Source organism: Terrabacter ginsenosidimutans, assembly GCF_039539425.1.
GTDB lineage: Bacteria > Actinomycetota > Actinomycetes > Actinomycetales > Dermatophilaceae > Terrabacter > Terrabacter ginsenosidimutans.
The window spans coordinates 178,083-199,961 of sequence record NZ_BAABDC010000003.1; the positions used below are offsets into that span (position 1 = coordinate 178,083).

A 21,879-nucleotide genomic window follows, 5' to 3' on the forward strand; every position below is an offset into this window, starting at 1 on the left:
ACGCGTCAGGCCATGACGGACGAGAGCTCGGCGAGGTCCTCGTCGGCCAGCTCCAGGTCGGCGACGGCCATGTTCTCCTCGAGGTGCGCCACCGACGACGTGCCAGGGATGAGGAGCACGTTGTCGGCGCGGGCGAGCAGCCAGGCCAGGCCGACTCGGGCCGCCGGCACTCCGCGACGAGCAGCCACGGCCTTCACCGAGGGCTGGTCGACGACCTTCGGCAGGTGCGGGAAGGCCGAACCGAGCGGGAAGTAGGGCACGTAGGCGATGCCCGCCTCGGTGCAGGCCGAGAGCACGTCGGCATCCTTCTGGTCCACGAGGCTGAACGGGTTCTGCACGCACACGATCTCCGTGATCGTCCGTGCCGCAGCGAGATCCGCGGCAGACACCGTCGACAGGCCGACGCCCGCGATCTTGCCCTCGTCGCGCAGCGCGGCCAGCTCGGCCACCTGGTCCTCGAGCAGCACGTCGTCGGCGCCCGCCATGCCCTCGTCCATCCGGCGCAGGTTCACGGCCGTCAGGTGGTCGAGACCGAGTGAGCGCAGGTTCGACTCGACGTCCTCTCGCAGCTCGGCCGGCGTCTGCGCCGGCAGCCACGCACCGGCCGAGTCACGGCGCGCGCCCACCTTGGACACGATCGCGAGGTCGGCGGCGTAGGGGTGCAGGGCCTCGCGGATGAGCTCGTTGCTGACGTCCGGTCCGTAGAACTGCGCCGTGTCGATGTGGTCCACGCCGAGCTCGACGGCGCGGCGCAACACGCGCAGGGCCTCGTCGCGGTCGCGAGGCGGGCCCATGACGCCGGGACCGGGGAGCTGCATGGCGCCGAAGCCCACGCGTCGTACGGTGCGGTCTGCCAGGGGGAAGGTGTCGGTCACCCCAGCGACGCTAGGTGTTCGAGCGCGCTCCAACGCAAGGCCGCGGGACCGGAACCCTCGACAGACCATCGAGACGCGCCCGAAGCCGCCGCAGGAATCCGTGAATCAGACTGCAAAAACAACGGATTCCGTCGAATTCAGCCGGATCGGAACGAAGTTCGTCAATCTCTGCACGACCGTGCCTGCGGACCAATAACGTGACTTGCCGTACCGCCGAACGCCGATCCTGGCCGACGCCCGGACGACCCCTCACCTCAGGCCGCCCCTCGCCGACCTCCTGCGTCCCGATCGAGGACGTGCATCTCGCCGCGGCTGCTCCGCCTGCCGCGAGCACTCTCGGACCCACCCGCCGGTGGGCCCGCGTGACTCGGGGAGTAGCAACCGGGAGCTTCGCCATGCCCTCTCGTCACCATGTCGACGACGCTGCAGCCCGTCCCCAGCACCGTGCACGGCCCCGCCGGCGCAGCTTCTGGGCCGTCGTGCTCGCAGCCCTGCTGGCGATGACGACGGCGATCCCCATGGCCGTCGCCGGCAGTCCCGGTGGGGGCATCATCGACTCGACGCTGCCCGGCATCGCGCCGACGACGCCGCAGGAGATCGGGGACGGGTCGACCGCCGACCTGCTCTACGCGAACGTCACCGAGGGCCTCTCCCAGGTGACGCCGCCCGAGGCGAACCCGAGCGGCACGGCCGAGCTGACCTACCCCATCGAGCTGCCCAAGGGCCGCGGCATGACGCCTGACGTCAGCCTGTCCTACAGCTCAGAGGGCGGCCCGTCGTGGGCCGGGCTCGGCTGGGACCTCGCCCCGCCCAAGGTCGCGGTCGACACCTCCTTCGGTGCGCCGCGCTTCTGCGACGGCACCGCCAAGAGCCCGCCGTGCGGCAACGTCGAGAGCGAGTCCTACACGCTCGACGGCGACGCCCTCGTGCCCAACGCCGTCAAGGCCGTGCTCGACCCACGGGTGGCCGAGCGCCAGGACTTCACCCGCAAGGTCGAGACCGAGTTCGAGCAGGTCATCCGCCACGGCGACAAGCCGAGCAACTACTGGTGGGAGGTCCGCGACAAGCAGGGCAACATCCGCTACTACGGCGGCACCCCCGACAGCGGCGGCCCGCTCGGCGAGGCCGGGACCCAGGCCGGCATCGACGACCGCACCCGCGACCCCAAGGGCATCCTCACCGACGCCAACGGCAACGGCGTGCGCTGGTTCCTCACGGCCAAGCGCGACATCGGCGTCAACATGTTCCGCTACGTCTACGACACCGTCACCTACAAGCAGGACGACTCCACGCCGACCGGCTGGGTCGCCCTCGCAGCCGGTGCGAGCTGCCCGGGCGGACAGGTCTGCCCGAAGCACGTCTACCTCAGCAAGATCCTCTACACGGCCGCCAGCACGGTGAGCGGCGAGCCCGAGGACCCGGCCTACGAGGTGCGCTTCGTCCGCACTCCCGGTGGCCGCACCGACGCCGTCCTCGACGGCCGCGGCGGCGTGCTCGACCTCGACCAGGACGTCCTGACCAACATCGACGTCGTCTACCGCAAGACCGGCAAGGTCGTCACCCGCTACGACCTCGGTTACGACGCCGACCCGCACTTCGGCAAGACGCGGCTGCGGTCCGTCACGCAGATCGGCTGCAACGGCCTGTCCGCCTGTCCCGCAACGGGACTCAAGCACACCTTCGCCTACTTCGACGACGTCGCCACTGCGGGTAGCGGCTTCGACACCGCCGCCAAGTGGGACACGGGCGCCAACCCGTCGAGCGGGGGCACGGCCGCCTACATCAACCAGAAGCTGAGCGGTCTCGGCTCCTCGATGACCGATGCCGGTGACGGCAAGATCTACGTCGGCTTCAACCTCGCCGACCCGGAGAAGACCGGCTCGGTCGGTGGGTCGTTCGCCATGAACGGCACGACGAACCGCTCGGTCATCGAGTTCATGGACCTCAACGGCGACGCCCTCCCCGACAAGGTCTACCGCGAGGCGATCTCGGGCACCGGCCCGTCCGGTGAGATCCGCTACCAGCTCAACACGAGCCGGCCCACGACCTCGCTCACGGCCGACCTCAGCTTCGGTCCGATGCACACGCTCTCCGGCTTCTCCGACCTCCCCGTCCAGCGCACCATCGGCATCCAGGGCGGCATCGAGGCCTACTTCGGCGTCTACGGCGTCTTCAACGTCGGCGGCCAGTGGAGCTGGGTCGACAGCTACTTCACCGACGCGAACGGCGACGGGCTCGTCGACCTCGTGAGCGGCACCCAGGTCCTCTTCAACCACCTCGTCTGCGCCTCGGGTCCCCGCACCGTCGAGTCGTGCCAGCCCACCTTCAGCGCCTCCGACGCCGACACCCGCGTCCCGCTGACCCCGCAGACCGTGCCCGTCAGCGACCCCGCCTTCGAGGCCATGGTCGACCGCCTCCGTGACGCCGTGCCGCCCATCGACACCGTGCGCCGCTGGGTCGCACCCTTCTCCGGTGACGTGACCCTCACCGCCAAGGCGACGCTCGGCACACCGGTGCCCGACTCCGCCGGTGGCGCCGTCCGCGTCGCCATCCAGAAGGCCGGCACCGAGCTCGGCAGCTCCAGCGTCACCGCCGCGTCGCCGACGTGGCAGCCGGCAGCCCAGACCGTGCACGTCGACAAGGGCCAGGCCCTCTACTTCCGCGCGGGCTCCCGTCCCAAGGGCAACGGCGACAGCGTCACCTGGGACGCGACGATCAGGTATGCCGGGGGCTCGGCTCCCGATGCCAACGGACTCGACCAGCGCACCTACTCCCTGGCCGACGACTTCACCCTGGCCGGGCGACCGGGCCTGTTCACCTCGGTCAGCAACGGCGGCACGGCTCACTTCAGCGCCGCGCTGGACAAGACCGGCGCGACGACCGACGACCTGCGGCCCGAGGTCGCCGTGCGGAGCGGCTCGACGAAGGCCGTCACGACGACGCCCGTCACCGTCACGCCGATCACCGCGGCAGGCGCCACCGACACCCTCCGGGTCAAGACGGTCACCCAGAACGGGGCCCAGTGGTGCGTGGCCGACGCGACGCCGACCGCCTTCGGCTGCTTCGCGACCCAGGCCGCCGCGAACGCCCGGCTCGCCGTCATCGGACAGGCCGAGACCGGCCGCTTCCGCATCACGGCGGACCCGGCCGTAGCGGAACCGGTCAAGGACGCGGACGGCGTCGTCACGGCATACGACTCCGTGCGCACGCGCGTGCTCGTCGACAGCCCGATCGACCTCTCGAAGGTCACGTGGGTGGAGGCGGGGAAGCTCTGCTTCCTCAGCGGTGGCGGCTGCGACGCGTCGAAGACGACCGTCACGCCGCACATGGACCTCGACACCTACCCGCTCACGGGCCTGAGTGGCCCGGCGAGCGCGTGGACCTCGACGCTCGGTCGCACCGTCACCCCCACCCTGACGGGGACCCGTGACGGCGACAACCCCGGAGGCGAGGTCATCGTCACGGCCAAGACGTCCACCGGACTCGTCTACAAGGCGGCCTACTCGGTGCCGTCGGGTGCCGGCACGTTCACCAAGGCCCTGCCCGACCTGGCCCTGACCACCGGCACGCCCTACTGGTTCGACGTCACCATGCGCAGCGCGGGGCTCTCGTCCCACGTCAGCGGCATCAACCTGACGATGAACTGGACCGAGAGCTCCGTCGACACGTCCGAGGACGTCCCGCAGACGGTGAGCTGGGCCGGCCCGCAGGGCTACTTCCCCGTCGCCTACCGCGGGTGGGCAGCGGCGGGCTACACCGCCACCGGGGCCAGGGCCACGACGGCGATCGACGAGGCGGACTTCCGCACGACGACGGCCTCCGGCGACCCCTACGACAACAAGGACGACGCCTGCCAGGCGATGTTCGGCGGCTCGTGCCCGACCGACACGTCCGTCAACGACACCGGCTTCGGCAACTACCCGCCCGGCTCGGGCGCCCCGCCGGAGTTCGACACGACCAAGGCAACCGCCAACATCCCGAAGGCCTTCGCCTACAACGCCGTCGTCGACCCCGACACGCTGGTGCAGCGCTGGCAGGGCCCGAAGGCCAAGATCTACGCCGGCGACGCCGGCCTGACCGGATCGGCACGCTTCGGCGAGGACCTGCCGATCACGGGTGCCGCGAGCAGCGGGGGCACACGTGCCCCGAACCTGCTCGGCGAGACCGGGCCGATCTTCATGCTCATGGCAGGTGTCGGACCGATCGGTGGCAGCTTCGCCGCCGGCTGGAGCCGCAGCCTCGTGGACTTCCTCGACATGAACGGTGACGGCTACCCCGACACCGTGCGGCCCGACTCGGTGACCTACACCAACGCCCGTGGCTCCCAGGAGTGCGGCCCGGCGGCCGCCCGCGTCGCCTGCACCGGCGGCGGCGTCGGCATCGTCGACTCGTCCACCACGCTCGCCGTCTCCGGCGGCTTCGGCGGCGCCCCGATCGGCATCTCCGGCAACAACAAGGGCACGACCAACTCGACGAAGGGAAGCTCCTCGACCAAGGGCAGCAGTGCCTCCGACTCCTCCTACGGCGCCAACATCGGCGGGTCCATCGGGGCGGGCGCGAGCTTCACCAACCCGACCTCGCAGAACACCCACCAGGACGACAAGGCCCTCAAGAAGGTGCCGCGCGACGCGACGATCCCGGTGCAGGAGACCCTGGCCGACCTCAACGGCGACGGCCTGCCCGACCGGGTCACCGTCGACGACGACGAGATCCGGGTGCGCCTCAACCTCGGCCACTCCTTCACGCCCCAGTTCCGCTGGACCGTCAGCTCGTTCAGCTCGACGAACTCCTACAGCGGCTCCGTCGGCGCGAGCTTCGGCTTCAACATCGACAACGGCGGGTTCGCCGGCGGCGTCGCCGCCAACTCCAACGTCGACCTCCCCAACGTCTCGTGGGACGACGTCAACGGCGACGGCCTGCTCGACGCCGTCTACAGCGACAACGGCAACGTCAAGGTCGCCTTCAGCAACGGCACCGGCCTCGTCGACCAGGCCGTCTACGGCACGCACCAGAAGTCGGACTTCAACGTGCTCGGCATCATCAACGTCGCCGGCAAGCCGCAGATCCGCCAGGACAGCTCGGAGAGCATCGGAGGCGGCGCGGACGTCACCGTCGGCATCCCGCTCTGCCTCGTCGCCTGCTACCTCATCCTCAACCCCGGCGGGCACTACGAGAACAGCATGACCTCGACCGACGTCGACCTCACCGACGTCAACGGTGACGGCTACGCCGACTCCGTCTCGCGGGTCAAGGGCTCGTCCGACATCAAGGTCGCCCTCAACACCCAGGGCCGCACCAACCTGCTCAGGACCGTGACGACGCCGCTCGGCGGCACCATCGGCCTGGACTACCACCGCGACGGCAACACCACGAGCCACCCCGACAGCCAGTGGGTGCTCGACGACGTCGCCGTGAAGTCGAGCCGGAGCACCGCCGACGGCATCGCCCAGCGCGACAGCACGATCTCCTACGGCACCACCGCCCAGGACTTCGTTAACCGGACCGACCTCGGCTACGACTCGGTGACCGTCAGCGAGCACTACACCGCCTACGACCACACCGACGTGAACAACCCGACGACCACCGCCAAGGTGCGCACCACGCAGCACAGGTACCTCAACGGCTCGGTCTTCGACTCCGGCCTCGAGTTCGAGACGACCGTCTACGACGGCACGACGAGCGGGCCGGTCATGCAGCGCACCCGCACGACCTGGGCGCTCGGTGACCTGGACCGCACCGCCGCCGGTGGTGGCTACGTCCCGCTCGACCTCGGCGGTGCCACCGTCGAGCAGCTGCTCGCGCTCCGAGCCACGCCACAGGTCTCGAAGGTCGAGCAGGACTGGTACTCGGGCGGATTGCTCCAGCAGACGACGTCCATGACGTACGCGTACGACCGCCTCGGCAACCCCGTGCGGATCGTCGACGGCGGACTCCCCGGCACGACGAGCGACGACACGAACGTCGCCATCGCCTACGCCAACTGCGAGACGAGCACGTCGGACGACATGAACGCCTTCTTCGGGTGCGGCTCGACGCTCAAGTACACGCCGACGGCACGGGCCCCCTTCTGGTCGCCCACCAACTGCCAGACGTGGGACAGCCAGCCTGTCGGCATCACCGTCACGTCACCGACCGGGACCATCCTGCGCTCGCGCACTGGCAACACCGCCTACTGCGACAACAACTCGGTCACCGTCCAGCGCGAGATCCTGACGCCGACCGACGGCGCCACTCCCGCGACGTACGCCGAGACCCGGCTGACCTACGACCAGTGGGGCAGCTACAACCGGATCGTCATGCCGCCCGACGCCAAGGGCAAGCGGTATGCCGTCCGCTACGTCTACGACGCCGACGCGAACCACGCGAACGTCAGCACCGTCACCGACTTCGCCCTGACGGGCTCCGGTGACCCGGCCGGGACCGACCCGGCCGACACGACGAGGCGGTTCATCGAGGACGACGAGGACCCGACCGGCGCCGCCGTCGGCCTCGCCTCCACGGCCGACTTCGACGGACCGACCGGGCGGGTCAAGAGCCGTACCGACGCGAACGGCAACGTCACGTCGTACACCTACGACGCCTACAGCCGGGTGCGCACCATCACCTCACCCGACGGCGGCGTCGCGACCTTCGCCTACCACCCCGACGACCCCGGCTACCCGTACGCGACGGTGACGCACACCGACGAGTTCAACCCGGGCACGACCATCGACACGGCGACGTATGCCGACGGCTCGGGACGCGTCACCGGACGCAAGCGCGACGCCCAGGTCTACGACCCCGTCACCGGGGTCACCGGGTCCGGCTTCGCCGCCGAGGGCGGCTCGGACGTCGACGGCCTCGGCCGCACCGTCCACCAGTGGAAGCCGTTCCTCCAGACGGGCGCGACGCTCGCCGACTACACGGTCGACACGAGCAACCCGACGTACGCCATGGCGACGATCACGGCCTACGACGCCCTCGACCGGACCCTCTCGGAACGGATCTCCAACGGCGCGACGACGCGGACGGCATACGCCCACGCCGTGCTCGCCGGCTACGGCACCGTCAAGACCGTCGACGTCACCGACCCCCTGGGCCGGCACACGAAGACGTGGATGGACGCGCACGACAACGTGGTCCGCGGCGAGGACCGCACGGCTGCCGGGGTCTCCGTCTTCACGAGCTACACCTACGACCGTCTCGGGCAGCTGCTCCGCGTCGACTCGCCCGGTGGCCTCGCGACGACGCACACCTACGACCTGCTCGGCCGCAGGACCTCGACGACGACACCCGACGGCGGGCTCGTCCAGTGGACCTACGACCTCGCCGGCAACAAGACCTCGGAGCAGAGTCCCGTGCTCCGCGAGGAGGGCAACGTCAAGACCGTCTTCGGCTTCGACTTCGGCCTCATGACGTCGATCACCTACCCCGGTGAGAAGCCCGTGACGATGGACTACGGCGGCTACCTCGGTCACCCGACCGCGGGCAACGGCGCCGGCAAGATGGTCCACGTCGACGACAAGGCGCGCGTGCAGGACTTCGCCTACGACGTCAACGGGCGACTCGCTCGCGACGTGACGACGATGACCGGGCCGCACCCGAACAAGGGCCCGTTCACCACGAGCTACGACAACGACTGGCTCGGCCGGCTCGCGACCGTGTCGCTGCCCGACGGCGAGGTCGTGCGCAACGACTACGACACGGGTGGACGGCTCAAGCGGGTCGTCGGCACGAACGACTGCACCGAGCTGGGCCTGCTGACGACATCCGTCGACGCCACTGCGACGACCATCACCGTCACCGAGTACCAGCACGGCGACCCGGCCTCCAGCTGGAACCCGACGCTGCCGTTCACGATCCGTCTCGACGGCGAGCAGCTCAACGTCACCGCCCGCACGCCGGGCACGGTGGCCGGCACGTTCGACTACACCGTCGAGCGCGGCGTCAACGGAACCGTCCTGGTCCCGACCGCGGCGCCACACGCCTCGGGCGCGACCGTGCGCGTCGACGTCGCCGTGCCGTGCGTGCACAGCTACCTCGACAACCAGCGCTACGACGTCTACGGCGCGACCTCCCAGCGCAAGACCGGGGACGGCGTCGTCGACACCACGTACCGCGACGTCGACACCCGGCGCCTCACCGGCCGCTCGGCGATGTCGCCCGACGGAACACGGCTGCTCATGAACCTGCGCTACGCCTACGACCTCGTGGGCAACGTGACGTCCGTCCGGAACCAGCTGCCGCCCGACGTCCCGTCACTCTTCGGCGGTCCGACGACGCAGAGCTACACCTACGACGGCCGCTACCGGCTCACGTCGGCCACCGGCACGTGGGACTACGCGCCCAAGACGACACGCAACTACACGTGGTCGGCGACCCTCGACGACGCGACGAGCAAGGTGACCCGGATGGCCCAGCGCGACTGGACCGTCGACACCGGGTGCACGAAGAAGTGCACCGAGGCCACCGTCCTCGCCAACACGTTCGACCGGAGCGCGTACACCTACGACGCGGCCAAGCCGAACCAGGCGACGAAGGTCGTCGACACGCTCAACAAGAAGACCGAGACGTACACGTACGACTCGGACGGCGAGCAGACGACCGTCACGAACCCCGACATGATCCGCAACGTCACGTGGGACTGGGCGGGCAAGCTGACCGAGATCGTCGACCACAACCCGAACAACACCGGGCGCAAGCAGACCGACTACGTCTACGACTACGCCGGCCAGCTCGCCATCGAGATCAAGGAGCAGGGCGTCACCTACTACGTGAACCCGTGGGTGACGGTGCGCAACGGCACGATGCTCAAGAACATCTGGGCCGGCAACGACCGTCTTGCCGTCAACATGACGACGACCGGCGACTCGTTCGCGCAGAAGGTCTACTTCATGCACAAGGACCTCCAGGGCAGCACGAACATCGTCACCGACCGGGTCGGCAAGGTCTTCCAGCACCAGGAGTACTTCCCGACCGGACAGGTGTGGATCAAGGAGGACAGCACGATCTTCCGCACCCCGTGGCAGTACGCCGGTGGCTACGTCGACGAGGACCACAACATCATCAACTTCGGTGACCGCTGGTACTCCACGACGCAGGCACGCTTCCTGACGGTGGACCCGATCCTCACGGACGACGCCACGGCCCTGGTGGAGAACCCGACGCTGACGACGGCCTACACCTACGGCCAGTCCGACCCGATCGGCCACGTCGACCGCGACGGCCGCGTGCCCAACAAGGCCAACGCCGACGCCGTCTCCGTCCTGCGCACCATCGCCTCGCTCAAGCCCGACGGCGACCCGATCACGCAGGCCCAGTCCAGCAAGCTGCTCGGCTTCTTCGCCAAGAACACCGACACGTTCCGGGGTCGGGCGACGTTGAGCCTGCTCAAGGGCTACAACACGGCACAGGAGCGCAAGGCGAAGTACTTCAGCCGCCTCGACTCCCGGCCGGTGCTCGAGTTCGAGATCGAGGACGGCAAGCTCAAGGCGGTCAAGCTCGGCTTCGGCGTGGGCAAGCGGCTCAAGTTCGACGTGCCGGACAAGGGCGCCGGCGCGACACCGCAGTCGGCCGGCTCCGTGGCCTCGAACCAGACGGGTGGCTCGGCCGCGGCGAGCGGTGGGGACGCCAACGGCCCCGGTGGCAGCGGCAAGTCGACGACGGCGACCACGACGACGGCTGTCGACAGCGGGTCCGCCTCGGGCTCCGGCCAGCCGCCGAGCCAGGGCGGCACGAAGCCGGCGACCTCGGCAGGGGCGCAGCCCAAGGGGTCCGAGGGCCAGTAGCGGGACCGCCCGGACCGGGTTGAGGTGGGCGCGCCGCAGATTCCGCGGCGCGTCTACCTCAACCCGGTGGTCGAGCGGACCAGCGTCACTGGAGGACGACGAGGAGGACGCCGCCGACCGCCACGAGGGCCCCGAGCACCACGGGCACGAGCCCGGCGCGGGCACCTTCCCGCCGGGCGCGCAGCCCGTAGACCACGGCACCGGCGCAGGGGAGGAAGAGGATGAGCAGGGCCGGGATCCCGGCGACGAGGTCCGCCCAGAGCGGCGGCGTCGCCCCCGCGCTCGGGTCGTAGCCCGTCAGCGCGTAGATGCCCTGCGCTGCCGCGAACGCGACGAAGAAGAACACCGGGACGAGGGCGATGGAGATCCAGGCTCGGGCCAGGGGCGTCTGGTCGCGAGGACCCCCACCGGTCGAGTTGCTGCTGGACGGGCTCGTGGGACCTGAGGTGTTGACCATGGCTGAACCGCCTCCTACACCTCCAGCATCCCGCGTGGGGCTGGAGACCGAGAGGGCCGAAGGTCCCGTCGGTAGCCGTGCCGGTCGCCGTGCCGTCGGTCTCAGCGCAGGTTGTAGAACTCGCGGTGGACGTTGGCCGGCTTCACCCGGGCGCGCACGAGGTCCCGCTGGAGCGTGCTGACCATGCGCTCGGGTCCACAGAGGAACACGGAGAGCCGACGAGGCTCGACGCCGACGACCTCCAGCACGTGGCCGGCGGTCAGCCGTGGGTCGGTCTCGGTGTCGACGAGGTGCAGGTGCAGCTCGTCGTGGTGCTCCGCGAGGTGCGCGACCTCGTCGGCGAGCGGCGCAGGCCCCCGCGCCGTGTAGAAGAAGTCGACGCGATGCGGCAGCTCGCCGGGCCTGGCGGAGCGGAGCCAGCTCAGCATCGGCGCGACACCGATGCCGCCCGCGATCCAGACCTGGTGCTCGGTGCCGCGCGTGAAGTCGAAGTGCCCTTGCGGGCTGCTGATGACGGCCGGCATACCGGGAGCGACCAGCTCGCCGATGCTCGACGTGAAGTCGCCGAGCGCACGCACGGTGATGCGGACCTCGCGCTCCTGGGGTCCGCTCGCGATGGTGAAGGGGTGACGGTGCCAGCCGTCGCGGGCCTCGAGGTTGACCAGGGCGAACTGGCCGGGTCGGAAGGCGAAGCGGTCCCCGAGTGGTCGCAGCCAGATCTCGAAGGCCGCGTCGTCGATCGGGGCCACCGACGACACCTCGTAGTCATGGGTCTGGGCGAGATGCCGGGCCAGCAGCTCGCGGTAGAGGTAGAATGCGAGCCCGACACCGCCGACGGCCACGTAGGACCAGCGCAGCAGCGACGAGCCGAACAGGGTCGCGTCCATCAGGCCGTGCACGAAGCCGAACCCGAGGAAGACCCCGGTCAAGCGGTGGAAACCGCGCCAGAGGCCGTAGCTGCCGACCCACCGCCCGACGAGGCGGACGGGGGCGGTCTCCATGACGCGCTCCACCGGCGGGCGCAGCGGGTGCGGGGTGATGGAGCGCCAGCGCGGGGCGATGGCCCACACGGTCAGCGTCGCGAGGCCCACGATGCCGATCGTGCCGAGGGTCGGGCCGAGCCGGGTCGGGTTCGGGTTGCCGGTGGTCGCGACGTGGACCCCGATGAGGATCGTCCCGGCGATGGCGACCCGCCGGTGCCACACGGCTGCCTTGTCGACGCCGTCGAAGAACTGCTCCACCCAGCGCAGCGTGCTGATGAGGACGAGCCCGACCGACAGGAGGAGGACGCCCTCGGCCCCGATGAGCTGGCCGACGAACTGGCCGACGTCACCGCGGGGCCGGGTGAGCAGCCAGAGGAGGGCGAAGGAGACGACGAGGGCCGCGATCGTCAGCGGACCGACGAGTCGGGTGATGAGGTGCGACCCGCGGTAGGGCCGGCGGTGTCGCACCTGAGTGGCGATGGCCATGCCTCACACGTACCCTCCCGGCCCCGGAGACCGGCATACGCTCCCGGGTTGATGTATCCCGCCCGCGGATTCTCCACGTCGGACACCTCAACAGCGAGCGGCGGACCCGGCGTCGTCGTCGGCCCCGCGCACCCACGCGACCACGGCAGTGGCACGTCGTCCAAGACTTCACCGGCTCGTCCGCCAGATCTTCCATGCCGTTCACGCAATCCGGAGGGTTCTCCCAGAAACCGTGGAAAGTGTTGGGGCGTCTGGCAACTCACCCGGACTCACCCTCCGAATGCACGAGAGGCATCTCCGTGAACACTCGCACCACCCTCATCAAGTCGGGGCTCGTCGGCACCCTCGCCGCGGCCGCCGCCTTCGCCCTCGGTGGCTCCTCCGCCGACGCGCACGGCGGCCTGCCGGTCGTCAACGTGCCGCACGCCAACCCGCGGTCCGGCATCCAGGGCAACGTGCTCACGCCGTCGGCGACCGAGACGTCGGTCGCCTGGGGCAACCTGCCGCTGACCAACCCCGAGACCGCCAACGGCGTCACCCACTACGGCTACAACACGCTCGACGGTGCGCCCCTGACCCAGACGAAGGACGAGGCGCACAAGACGGAGCCCGACAAGAACGTCTACCTCGTCCTCGGGGGCAAGCACTACCTCTACCAGGGGCACGAGATCGGCCCACGCGGCTACGTCACGCGCGTCAACCTCGACGAGACGGACCCCCTCAAGCGGGTCACGCTCATCTCCGACACCGACACGGCGGGCAACGCCTACCCCACGATCGACGGCATCACGTGGGACCCGTTCACCCAGCAGCTGCTCCTCACGGCCGAGTCGAGCTCGCCCAAGGGCGGCGTCTTCGGCGTCGGCCTCGACGAGAACGGTGACCCCGTCGACGGCGGCCGGGCGACGCGGCTCGACGCGCTCGGCTCGGGCGGCTTCGAGGGCATCCAGAACGACGCCGACGGCAACGTCTGGATCGTCGAGGACATCGGCGGCAAGGGCGCGAGCGGCGGCAAGGTGCCCAACTCCTTCGTCTACCGCTTCGTCCCGACCGACAGGACCGACCTGACGAAGGGCGGAAGGCTGCAGGCCCTGCAGATCCAGCGCGCCGACGGCACGCCCGCGACGACGTCCCAGCTTCAGGCGAACCCGTCGGACCCGTTCATCAGCCAGCTGCACGCATACGGCTCGTCCTTCGCGACCCGGTGGGTCACGATCCACACCGGCACGACCGAGGCGTTCGATGCCACAGCCGCCGCCAAGGCCGCCGATGCGACCCCGCTCAAGCGCCCCGAGAACGGCGTGTTCCGCCCCGGCACCGGCTTCAAGGAGTTCTACTTCACCGAGACGGGCGACACGAGCACGTCGAGCACGCTGCCCGGCGCGTACGGCGGCGTCTTCCGCATCTCGCAGAAGAGTGCCGGCGCCGACACCGGCCGCATCTCGATCGCCGCCGTCGGCGACCAGGAGCACACCGGCTTCGACAACATCTCCTTCGCCACGAAGGACGACCTGCTCGTCGTCGAGGATGCCGGCGACGGCCTGCACACGCAGCGCAACGCGCTCGACTCGGGCTACGTCTTCAGCCTCGGTGAGAGCCGCGAGGAGGAGGGGTCGTATGCCGCGGGCCGCGGTCGCGCTCCCCGTCCCGTGCGCTTCCTCGCCGAGGGGCGCGACGCGTCGGCCACGTTCGACGCGATGGGCGGACCGGCCTACAACGACGGCGACAACGAGATCACCGGCATCCACGTCTCCGACGGTGACCCCACGGTGGGAGGCGTCCTCGGTGCCAAGCTGCCGCAGCCCACGACGTCACCCGCGTGGCGGACCTTCTGGACCCAGCAGCACGGCGACAACACGACGTGGGAGATCAGCTGGAACGGCTGACCTGACAGCCCCGCGACCACCCGGTTGAGGTGTCGCGCCCGCGAGAACCGCGGCGCGCCCACCTCAACCGGGTGCTGCTGCATCACCACCGCCACTGCACCGTCGAAAGGCCACGTCTGGCCCCCTGCGACCAGTCGAGAGGCCACGGATGGCCCCCGGCGACCAGTCGAGGCCACGGATGGCCGGGCCTCCCCGACTGCCGTCGCCGCCGTCGAGGACGCCACCCAGCGCCTCGACGACGGTCGCACGTATGCCGTCGACATCGTCGTCGAGCCCCACCTCGTCGTGCGCGGCACCACGGCATCACCCGCCGACCGGCAGGCCTGCGCGACGCGGCCGGACGGCATACGCCAGCGGTGACCCGGAGGTCGGTGGGCGGGACTACGGTCGGCCCATGCCCGAGAAGCTGACCCGCCGAGCCGCGTCCGATGCCCTGCCGACGTGGCGGTTCCTGCTCCAGCGAATGCACCTCACGGTGCGCGCGAGCGACGCGGCGACCGCATACGCGTTCGTCGCGCGCGTGGGCGAGGTGACGGCGGCGCTCGGTCGTGGACCCGACCTCGACGTGCGGGGCGACGTCATCCACCTCGCCGTGTCGACCGGGCCCGCCGACGGCGTGACGGCCGACGACATCGCCGTCGGGCGTGCCGTCGACACCCTCGTCGCCGAGATGGGCCTGCGGTCCGAGCCCGGCACCTTGACCGTGGTCGAGATCGCCATCGACGCCATGGACATCGACGCAGTCCGGCCCTTCTGGGACGCCGTGCTCGGCTGGGACGTCATCGCCCGCAACGACGTGCAGGACCCGCTCCGGTTGGGCCCGGCCGTCTGGTTCCAGCAGATGGACGAGCCTCGGCTGCAACGGAACCGGATCCACCTCGACGTCACCGTCGCGCACGACGAGGCCGCCGGCCGCATCGAGCGCGCTCTGGCTGCAGGTGGGCACCTCGTGTCCGATGCCGAGGCGCCCGCCTTCTGGATCCTCGCCGATCCCGAGGGAAACGAGGCGTGCGTCTGCACGTGGCAGGGGCGCGACCCCCAGCCCGACGACGGATCTGCCTGAGGCGTAGGGGATCAGACGGCGAGGGTCTCGACGACCAGCCGGGCGAAGAGTGCGGGGTCGTCGACCCACGGGAAGTGGGCCGCCCCGGGCTGGACGACCGACCGCCCGTCGGGGAAGAGCCCCGCGAGCTGGTCGCCGAGCTCGGGTCCCGGCATGAGGTCGAGCTCGCCCACGACGACGCGCACCGGGGCCGTCATCTCGCCCAGGACGCGGCGCGTCTGCTCCGGATCGGGTCGCTCGGCCCAGAAGCCCCGGGTTCCTTCACGGTTGCGCTGCTGGTCGTCCGACGCGGCGTGCAGCCGAGCCGCGTCGGTCCACGCGCCGTAGAGGAAGGGCGACATGGCCTGACGGGTCGCCGGTGTGCCGTCATCCGCGTCGAGCGCGACCTTGGCCTCCGCGAACCAGGGCTCCCCGGCGCGCAGCGCGGCTCGCGACTCCCACTCCTCGTCGGTGACGTCGAGACCGACCGTGGCCGTGCCGGGGGTGACGAGCACGAGGCGGCGGATCCGCTCGGGGTGCCGCGCGGCATACAACAGGCTGACGGAGCCGCCGGCCGAGTGGCCGAGGAGGTCGACGGCGTCGAGTCCCAGGTGTGCGCGGAGTGCCTCGAGGTCGTCGACGAGCCGCACGGCTGCATATGCCGTCGGGTCTGCCGGCGCCGGCGACGCACCGGTGCCGCGTGGGTCGGGGATCACGAGCGCTCGGTGGGCGGCGCGTGCGAGGCCACCGAGGTCGCCGAGATAGGCAGGGTCGCGGGCCGGGCCTCCCGGCCAGACGACGAGCGGCTCGCCGGACCCCTCGACTCGGTAGGCGAGCTCGGTCCCGTCGTACGTCGTGTAGGTCGGCATGGGTCCAACCTGCCAGTCGGGACGGCGGCCGCGCCTGCCGTTTCCCGTCGGCTCAGCCGGCGGGCGGGGCCAGCGCGTCGGCCGCAGCGAGCACGACGAGGTCGGCGAGGTCGTCCGGGTGCGTGAAGAGGTTGTTGTGGGAGCCGCCGAGGAGTGACGTTCGCACGCTCGGGGCGCGGCTCGCGGACCCGGCCAGCTGGTCGAGCCACGTGACGGGAACGAAGGCGTCGTGGACGCCGGCGGTCACCGTCACGGGCACGGGCAGGTGCGCGATCCGCTCCTCGGGCGCGTCGTGCAGCCCCGACTGGATCATCGCGACGATGCCGGCGCGGCCTCGGTAGACCTCCACCGGGTCGATCTGGTCGAGGCGGTCGTCGCGGTAGGCGAACGGGGTCGCCCGGGCCAGTCGGTGCAGACGGCGCTGCTCGGGGGCGAAGGTCGTCCCGGCGAGCACGAGCGAGAAGTCTCGGCGGCGGACGCTGAGGGCCAGGGCGGCGGTCAGCGCGGCCTGCCCGCCGGTCGAGTGGCCGAGCACCACGAGTGGGTGGCCGGCGGTCTCGGCCTCGATCCAGCGGGCCGCCGTCAGGCCCGCGGCATGGATGGACGGGCTCGTCGGTCGCGGGAGGTTCGAGCCGAACCCGGGCAGGTCGAGGACGGTGCAGGCCAGGCCACGGGCGGCGACGGCCCGTGCCGTGGGGATCGTGTAGAACGGCAGGCCGAGACCGGGGAGGATGACGACCAGCGGGGTGCTCCGTGGTCGGTCGCCGCCGAGGGCCAGCGACCGCACGACCCGCCCGTGGAGGCTCGTGAACTGCACGCGCACGTCCGGCCCGACGTCTCGGCCGGGCACGTCGCGCGCCCTCACGACGACGCCTGTCGAGGCTTCCGGGCGCCCGTGCTGGCCCGCACGACGAGCTCGGGCGCGATGACGATGCGCCCGGGAGTGGTGGCTGTCGCCCCGTGGTCGAGGCGGTCCACGAGGGAGCGCACGGCCTCGGCGCCGAGACGGTCGGCGTCCTGACGCACCGTCGTCAGCGCGACGTGCGGGTAGCCGGCCTCGGTGATGTCGTCGAAGCCGACGACCGACACGTCGCGGGGGACCTGGGTCCCCGCCTGCCGGACGACGTCGATGAACCCGATGGCGCACCGGTCGTTGAAGGCCGCGACCGCGGTGGGCCGGTCACGGGGGTCCAGGTCGAGGAACGCGCTCGCTGCAGCGGCACCTTCGAGCTCGCTGGGGCCTCCGGGGAGGACGACCTCCGCGAGCGCGGGGGAGTGCCGCATCGCCGAACGGTAGCCGCGACGTCGCTCGGTCGCCCCTGCCGTGCGACCGCCGTCGAGCAGGGCGATGCGGGTGTGGCCCAGAGCGCGAAGGTGCTCGACCGCGAGGCGCAGGCCGGCGGCGTCATCGGTGCGTACGACGCCGACCTCCTCGCCCGGGGCGGGGCGCAGGACGCTCACGACCGGAACCCGCGTGGCGAGGTGGGCGAGCTGCGTCGTGGTCTGGCTGCTGCCGAGCAGGATGATGCCCTCGCACCGCTCCGCCAGCAGCGTCTCGACGGCAGCCTCCTCCGACCGCGAGGGCGTGACTCCGCTGAGCACGAGCTCGTAGGCCGCGTCGTCGGCCTGCGTGTAGAGGCTCTCCAGGAGGTCGCCGTGGAAGGCGTGCCCGACGCGGAAGGTCACGCCCAGCGTCCGGGTCCGGCTCCTGCCGAGGCGGCTGGCGCGGGTGTCCGGGCGGTAGTCGAGCTCTCGTGCGGCGGCGAGGACGCGCTCACGGGTCGCCTCGGACGCCCCGGCGACGCCGCGGAAGACGATGGACACGAGGGCGCGCGAGACGCCCGCCCGTGCGGCGACGTGCTCCATCGTGACCCTCTCGCGTCCCACGCAGCGACTCTAGAGCGCTCCACAAGGTCGGCCAAGCTCTTGACGCGCGTGGCGGCGAGCGGCTTCACTGGTCGAGTACTAGAGCGCTCTAGTACCTACCTGCGAAGGAGCAGCCATGACGCGCACCGACCCCGTCCGCTTCGGTCTGATCGGAGCCGGCCGCATCGGGACCCACCACGCCACCACCCTGGCGCGACGCCTCGGCGAGGCCGAGCTCGTCGCCGTCGCCGACGTCCAGGCGCCCGCCGCCGGACGTCTCGGCGGCTCGCTCGGGGTCGACTGGCTGACCGACCCGCAGGCACTCATCGACGACCCCCGGGTCGAGGCCGTCGCCATCACGTGCGCGAGCACCGCCCACGCGGACCTCGTCGTCGCGGCGGCCGAGGCCGGCAAGGCCGTCTTCGTGGAGAAGCCGATGGCGATGACCCTCGCCGACGCGGACCGCGCGATCGCCGCGAGCCGGGCTGCCGGCACACCCCTGCAGGTCGGCTTCAACCGGCGCTTCGCGCGCGACTTCGCCACGGCCCACGAGCTGGTCGCCTCCGGTGGCATCGGCGCGCCCCAGCTGCTGCGCTCTCTGACCCGCGACCCGGGGCTGGCCGACCCGGCCGGCGTGCCGCCGTGGACGATCTTCACCCAGACGCTGATCCACGACTTCGACACCCTCAACTGGTTCAACGCCGGTGCGACGGCCGTCGAGGTCTCCGTCATGGCCGATGCCCTCGTCGCCCCCGACTTCAAGGACGCCGGGCTGCTCGACACCGCCGTCGTCACCATCCGCTACGACAACGGGGCCATCGCCGTCGCCGAGGCGAGCTTCTCGGCGGCCTACGGCTACGACGTGCGCGGCGAGGTCTTCGGCTCCGCCGGCATGGTCACCGCGGGCAGCCCGGCCCACCTCCACACGGCGCACTGGAACGCCGCCGGTGTCTCGAGTCCGACTGCCCGTGCCGACACCGACCTCTTCACGGACGCGTATGCCGCGGAGCTCGCGGCCTTCTGCGCGGCCGTCCGCGGGGGAGGGAAGACGCAGGTCGGTGGCGAGGACGCCCGTGCCGCGCTGCGGATCGCGCTCGCCTGCATCGAGGCCGTCGAGGCCGACACCACCGTGGCCGTGCGCGACACCGACCGGGCGGGTGTCTGATGGCAGCGTCGGCGACGAGCCCCTTCACGCTCGCGGTCAGTGCCGAGATGGTCTTCCTCGACCTGCCCTTCGTCGAGCGCGTGCGCCGCATCCACGCGCTCGGCTTCCAGGTCGAGATCTGGGACTGGACGCGCCACGACATCGACGCGCTCGAGGCGCTGCGCTCGGAGGGCGTCGTCTACTCGTCGATGACGGGCTATGTCCGTGGACGCCTCTCCGATGCCGAGGGGGCGGACGAGCTGCTCGCGACGGCCGCCGAGTCGGTGCCGGTTGCCCAGCGCCTCGGGATCCCACGCCTCAACCTGCACGGCACCGGCCTCGACGACCGGGGCCTGCCCGTGCGGCCCGAGCCGGTGACGACCGGGCCGATGTGGCTCACCGCGCAGCGCACGCTGGGCCGCATCGCCGGGCTGGGCGAGCGCGAGGAGGTCATGTTCGTCCTCGAGAACCTCAACACCGCGGTCGACCACCCCGGCGTGCCCTTCGCGACCGCCGCCGACTGCCTGGCGCTCGTCGAGGCCGTCGACAGTCCGCACCTGAAGCTGATGCTCGACCTCTACCACGCCCAGATCGGCGAGGGGAACCTCATCGAGCTGTGCCGCCGGGCCCTGCCGCACATCGGGGAGATCCAGGTCGCCGACGTGCCCGGGCGCCGTGAGCCGGGCACCGGCGAGATCGCCTACCCCGCGATCGCCCGAGCGCTCGCCGGGATGGGCTACGTCGGTCCCGTCGGTCTCGAGGGGTTCGCGTCCGACGACGACGAGCTCGCGCTCGAGCGTTTCCGCGACGCCTTCACCGCCTGACCGGGGATCGACGCCCGGTTCGAGGTGATCCCGACACCGACGTGGGCACCGTCATCACCTCGAGCCGCGGGAGGTGACCCAGTCGGGGAGGATGCCGCTCGCGAGGGCAGCGGCCCGCAGCGGCGCGGCGAGCTCGGCGACGCGTCGCGTGCCGTCGAGGCCGAGGTGCCGCCAGCCCTCGAGGGCCATCCGGTCGGTCTCTCGCTCGACGTCCTTGCGGAAGGCGAGCCCGGCGTCGGTGAGGGCGGTGCCGTCCATGAGACCGCGCTCGGTCAGCCGGGCCGTCGCGGCGGCCCACTCGTCGTCCGACCAGCCCCGGCTCGACCGCATGAAGCCGGTGTTGCCGGCGAAGAGGCCGCCGGCGACGATGGACTCGACGGGGTCGAGTCCGGCTCGGAGCAGCGCCGCCACGTGCCCGTCGCCGCGGTGCTCGCGGATGAGGGTCGCGGCGTGCCACAGGGCGAGACGTGGCTCCTCGGGCCACGCGAGCCCGGCGTGGGCGGCATACAGCGGGCGACCGGGCACGGTCAGGCCGGCACAGACGGCGCGGGCGAGCTCGAGGAGCTCGGCGACGTCCGTGCCGCCGACGACGCGGTCGAGCACGACCGCCATCCCGTCGCGCCGCGCCTGCTGGACCTGCTCGGGGTCGGCGACCGCCCACGAGCTCGGCAGTGCCTTCGCCGGCAGCCACGGCGCGAAGACGTAGAACGTCGCCGTCGGCACCTCCGGTCCGACCGGACCGAAGGCAGCCGCACGGGCGGCGAAGTAGCTGAGGCGAGGGTGGAGCCCGAGCGCGACGTAGGCATCGCGCACGTCGTCGGCGAAGTAGCCGAGCACGTGGACCGTCTCGAGAGCGCCCCAGGCCTGCCGGGAGGCTCGGATCAGGTCGAGGTCGTCGTCGATGCTCATGTCCAGCACCCTAGGCGCCGACGGTCCGACCTCAGCGGACGACGAGGGCCAGCGCGGAGACGACGGTCGCGGCGAGCACCGCCTGGTCGAATCGCGTCTGGCTCAGGCGGCGTGCCGTGTGCAGCCCGATCCAGGTCCCGACGAGCACGAGCGGAGCGAGCAGCGCTGTGCGCCAGAGCGTCTCGGCACCGAAGAGGCCCAGGCCGACGCTGAAGGGCACCTTGCACAGGTTGACGCCGAAGAAGAACAGCGCGCTCGTGCCGAGGAAGCGACGCTTCTCGACGCCCTGCGCGACGAGGTAGAGCGTCATGACCGGGCCGGCGGCGTTGGCCGTCATCGTCGCGAAGCCGGCGGCGGCTCCCGTGCCGATCGCGGTGGCCCTCGACGAGCCCACGCGGGTCGTGTCGGGGGAGCGCCAGGTCAGGACGAGCTGCATCGCCGCGAGGACGAGCAGCAGCGCGCCGATGGCTCGGCGCAGCGTCGTGTCGTCGACCCAGGCCAGGAAGAGCGCGCCGAGCGCCAGGCCCGGCAGCACGGCGGGGATGAGCCGCTTGAGCATCCCGAGGTCGGCATCGCGGCGGTAGTGCCACACCGCGACCACGTCGCCGACGAGCAGCAGCAGCAGGATCGCGGCCGTCGACTCCTTGGTGGGCAGGACGAGGGCGAAGATCGCGATGGCGATGCTCCCGACGCCGCCGATGGCGGTCTTGGCGAAGCCGACGAGCAGCGCGGCGACGCCGAGCAGCACCAGCGTCGTGAGCGTCATGACAG

14 protein-coding genes are annotated in these 21,879 nt (G+C 71.3%); 6 read left to right on the plus strand and 8 right to left on the minus strand.

Annotation, left to right across the window (positions count from 1 at the left end):
- Window positions 1-5: 5 nt before the first annotated feature.
- Entirely contained in the window at window positions 6-875 is an 870-nt protein-coding gene (locus tag ABD831_RS11150; protein ID WP_344945945.1) for an oxidoreductase, read from the minus strand.
- A 395-nt stretch (window positions 876-1,270) separates the two neighbouring features.
- Here ABD831_RS11150 and ABD831_RS11155 point away from each other — a divergent pair, with 395 nt between their 5' ends.
- Window positions 1,271-10,642 (plus strand): SpvB/TcaC N-terminal domain-containing protein, encoded by a 9,372-nt coding sequence (locus ABD831_RS11155; protein WP_344945948.1) that lies wholly within the window; start codon window positions 1,271-1,273, stop codon window positions 10,640-10,642.
- An 85-nt stretch (window positions 10,643-10,727) separates the two neighbouring features.
- Here the strand turns inward: ABD831_RS11155 and ABD831_RS11160 are convergent, their stop codons facing one another.
- Complete coding sequence (locus tag ABD831_RS11160; protein ID WP_344945951.1) at window positions 10,728-11,099, minus strand: hypothetical protein; 372 nt, start codon at window positions 11,097-11,099, stop codon at window positions 10,728-10,730.
- A gap of 101 nt (window positions 11,100-11,200) precedes the next feature.
- A complete protein-coding gene (locus tag ABD831_RS11165; RefSeq protein WP_344945954.1) occupies window positions 11,201-12,568 on the minus strand; it encodes a ferredoxin reductase family protein in 1,368 nt (455 codons plus the stop codon).
- Between the two features lie 299 nt (window positions 12,569-12,867).
- On the opposite strand from ABD831_RS11165, the gene ABD831_RS11170 reads away from it, so the two are divergent.
- The 3 genes from ABD831_RS11170 to ABD831_RS11180 are packed head-to-tail and all read left to right on the plus strand — an operon-like array spanning window position 12,868 to window position 15,517.
- Window positions 12,868-14,454, plus strand: a complete 1,587-nt coding sequence (locus tag ABD831_RS11170) for an alkaline phosphatase PhoX (protein WP_344945959.1) — start codon at window positions 12,868-12,870, stop codon at window positions 14,452-14,454.
- A 24-nt stretch (window positions 14,455-14,478) separates the two neighbouring features.
- Entirely contained in the window at window positions 14,479-14,814 is a 336-nt protein-coding gene (locus ABD831_RS11175) for a hypothetical protein (protein WP_344945962.1), read from the plus strand.
- Window positions 14,815-14,848: 34 nt separating this feature from the next.
- On the plus strand, window positions 14,849-15,517 hold the full coding sequence (locus tag ABD831_RS11180; protein ID WP_344945965.1) for a VOC family protein: 669 nt from the start codon (window positions 14,849-14,851) through the stop codon (window positions 15,515-15,517).
- Window positions 15,518-15,528: 11 nt separating this feature from the next.
- Here the strand turns inward: ABD831_RS11180 and ABD831_RS11185 are convergent, their stop codons facing one another.
- The 3 genes from ABD831_RS11185 to ABD831_RS11195 are packed head-to-tail and all read right to left on the minus strand — an operon-like array spanning window position 15,529 to window position 18,252.
- Entirely contained in the window at window positions 15,529-16,365 is an 837-nt protein-coding gene (locus tag ABD831_RS11185; RefSeq protein WP_344945968.1) for an alpha/beta fold hydrolase, read from the minus strand.
- 52 nt (window positions 16,366-16,417) lie between these two features.
- Window positions 16,418-17,230 carry an alpha/beta fold hydrolase gene (locus ABD831_RS11190; RefSeq protein WP_344945974.1) on the minus strand — a complete coding sequence of 271 codons (813 nt, stop codon included), beginning with the start codon at window positions 17,228-17,230 and terminating at the stop codon, window positions 16,418-16,420.
- Window positions 17,227-18,252, minus strand: a complete 1,026-nt coding sequence (locus tag ABD831_RS11195) for a LacI family DNA-binding transcriptional regulator (protein WP_344945977.1) — start codon at window positions 18,250-18,252, stop codon at window positions 17,227-17,229. The genes ABD831_RS11190 and ABD831_RS11195 overlap by 4 nt, the downstream gene beginning before the upstream one ends.
- A gap of 115 nt (window positions 18,253-18,367) precedes the next feature.
- Between ABD831_RS11195 and ABD831_RS11200 the strand changes: the two genes are divergently transcribed.
- Both ABD831_RS11200 and ABD831_RS11205 read left to right on the plus strand, forming a co-directional pair.
- The gene (locus tag ABD831_RS11200) at window positions 18,368-19,396 is read left to right on the plus strand and encodes a Gfo/Idh/MocA family oxidoreductase (protein WP_344945980.1); all 1,029 of its coding nucleotides are present in this window, start codon (window positions 18,368-18,370) and stop codon (window positions 19,394-19,396) included.
- A complete protein-coding gene (locus ABD831_RS11205) occupies window positions 19,396-20,199 on the plus strand; it encodes a TIM barrel protein (RefSeq protein ID WP_344945984.1) in 804 nt (267 codons plus the stop codon). The genes ABD831_RS11200 and ABD831_RS11205 overlap by 1 nt, the downstream gene beginning before the upstream one ends.
- A 54-nt stretch (window positions 20,200-20,253) precedes the next feature.
- On the opposite strand, the gene ABD831_RS11210 is transcribed toward ABD831_RS11205, so the two are convergent.
- Both ABD831_RS11210 and ABD831_RS11215 read right to left on the minus strand, forming a co-directional pair.
- Window positions 20,254-21,108 (minus strand): SCO6745 family protein, encoded by an 855-nt coding sequence (locus ABD831_RS11210; protein ID WP_344945988.1) that lies wholly within the window; start codon window positions 21,106-21,108, stop codon window positions 20,254-20,256.
- Between the two features lie 31 nt (window positions 21,109-21,139).
- On the minus strand, window positions 21,140-21,874 hold the full coding sequence (locus ABD831_RS11215) for a sulfite exporter TauE/SafE family protein (RefSeq protein WP_344945991.1): 735 nt from the start codon (window positions 21,872-21,874) through the stop codon (window positions 21,140-21,142).
- Between the last annotated feature and the right edge of the window lie 5 nt (window positions 21,875-21,879).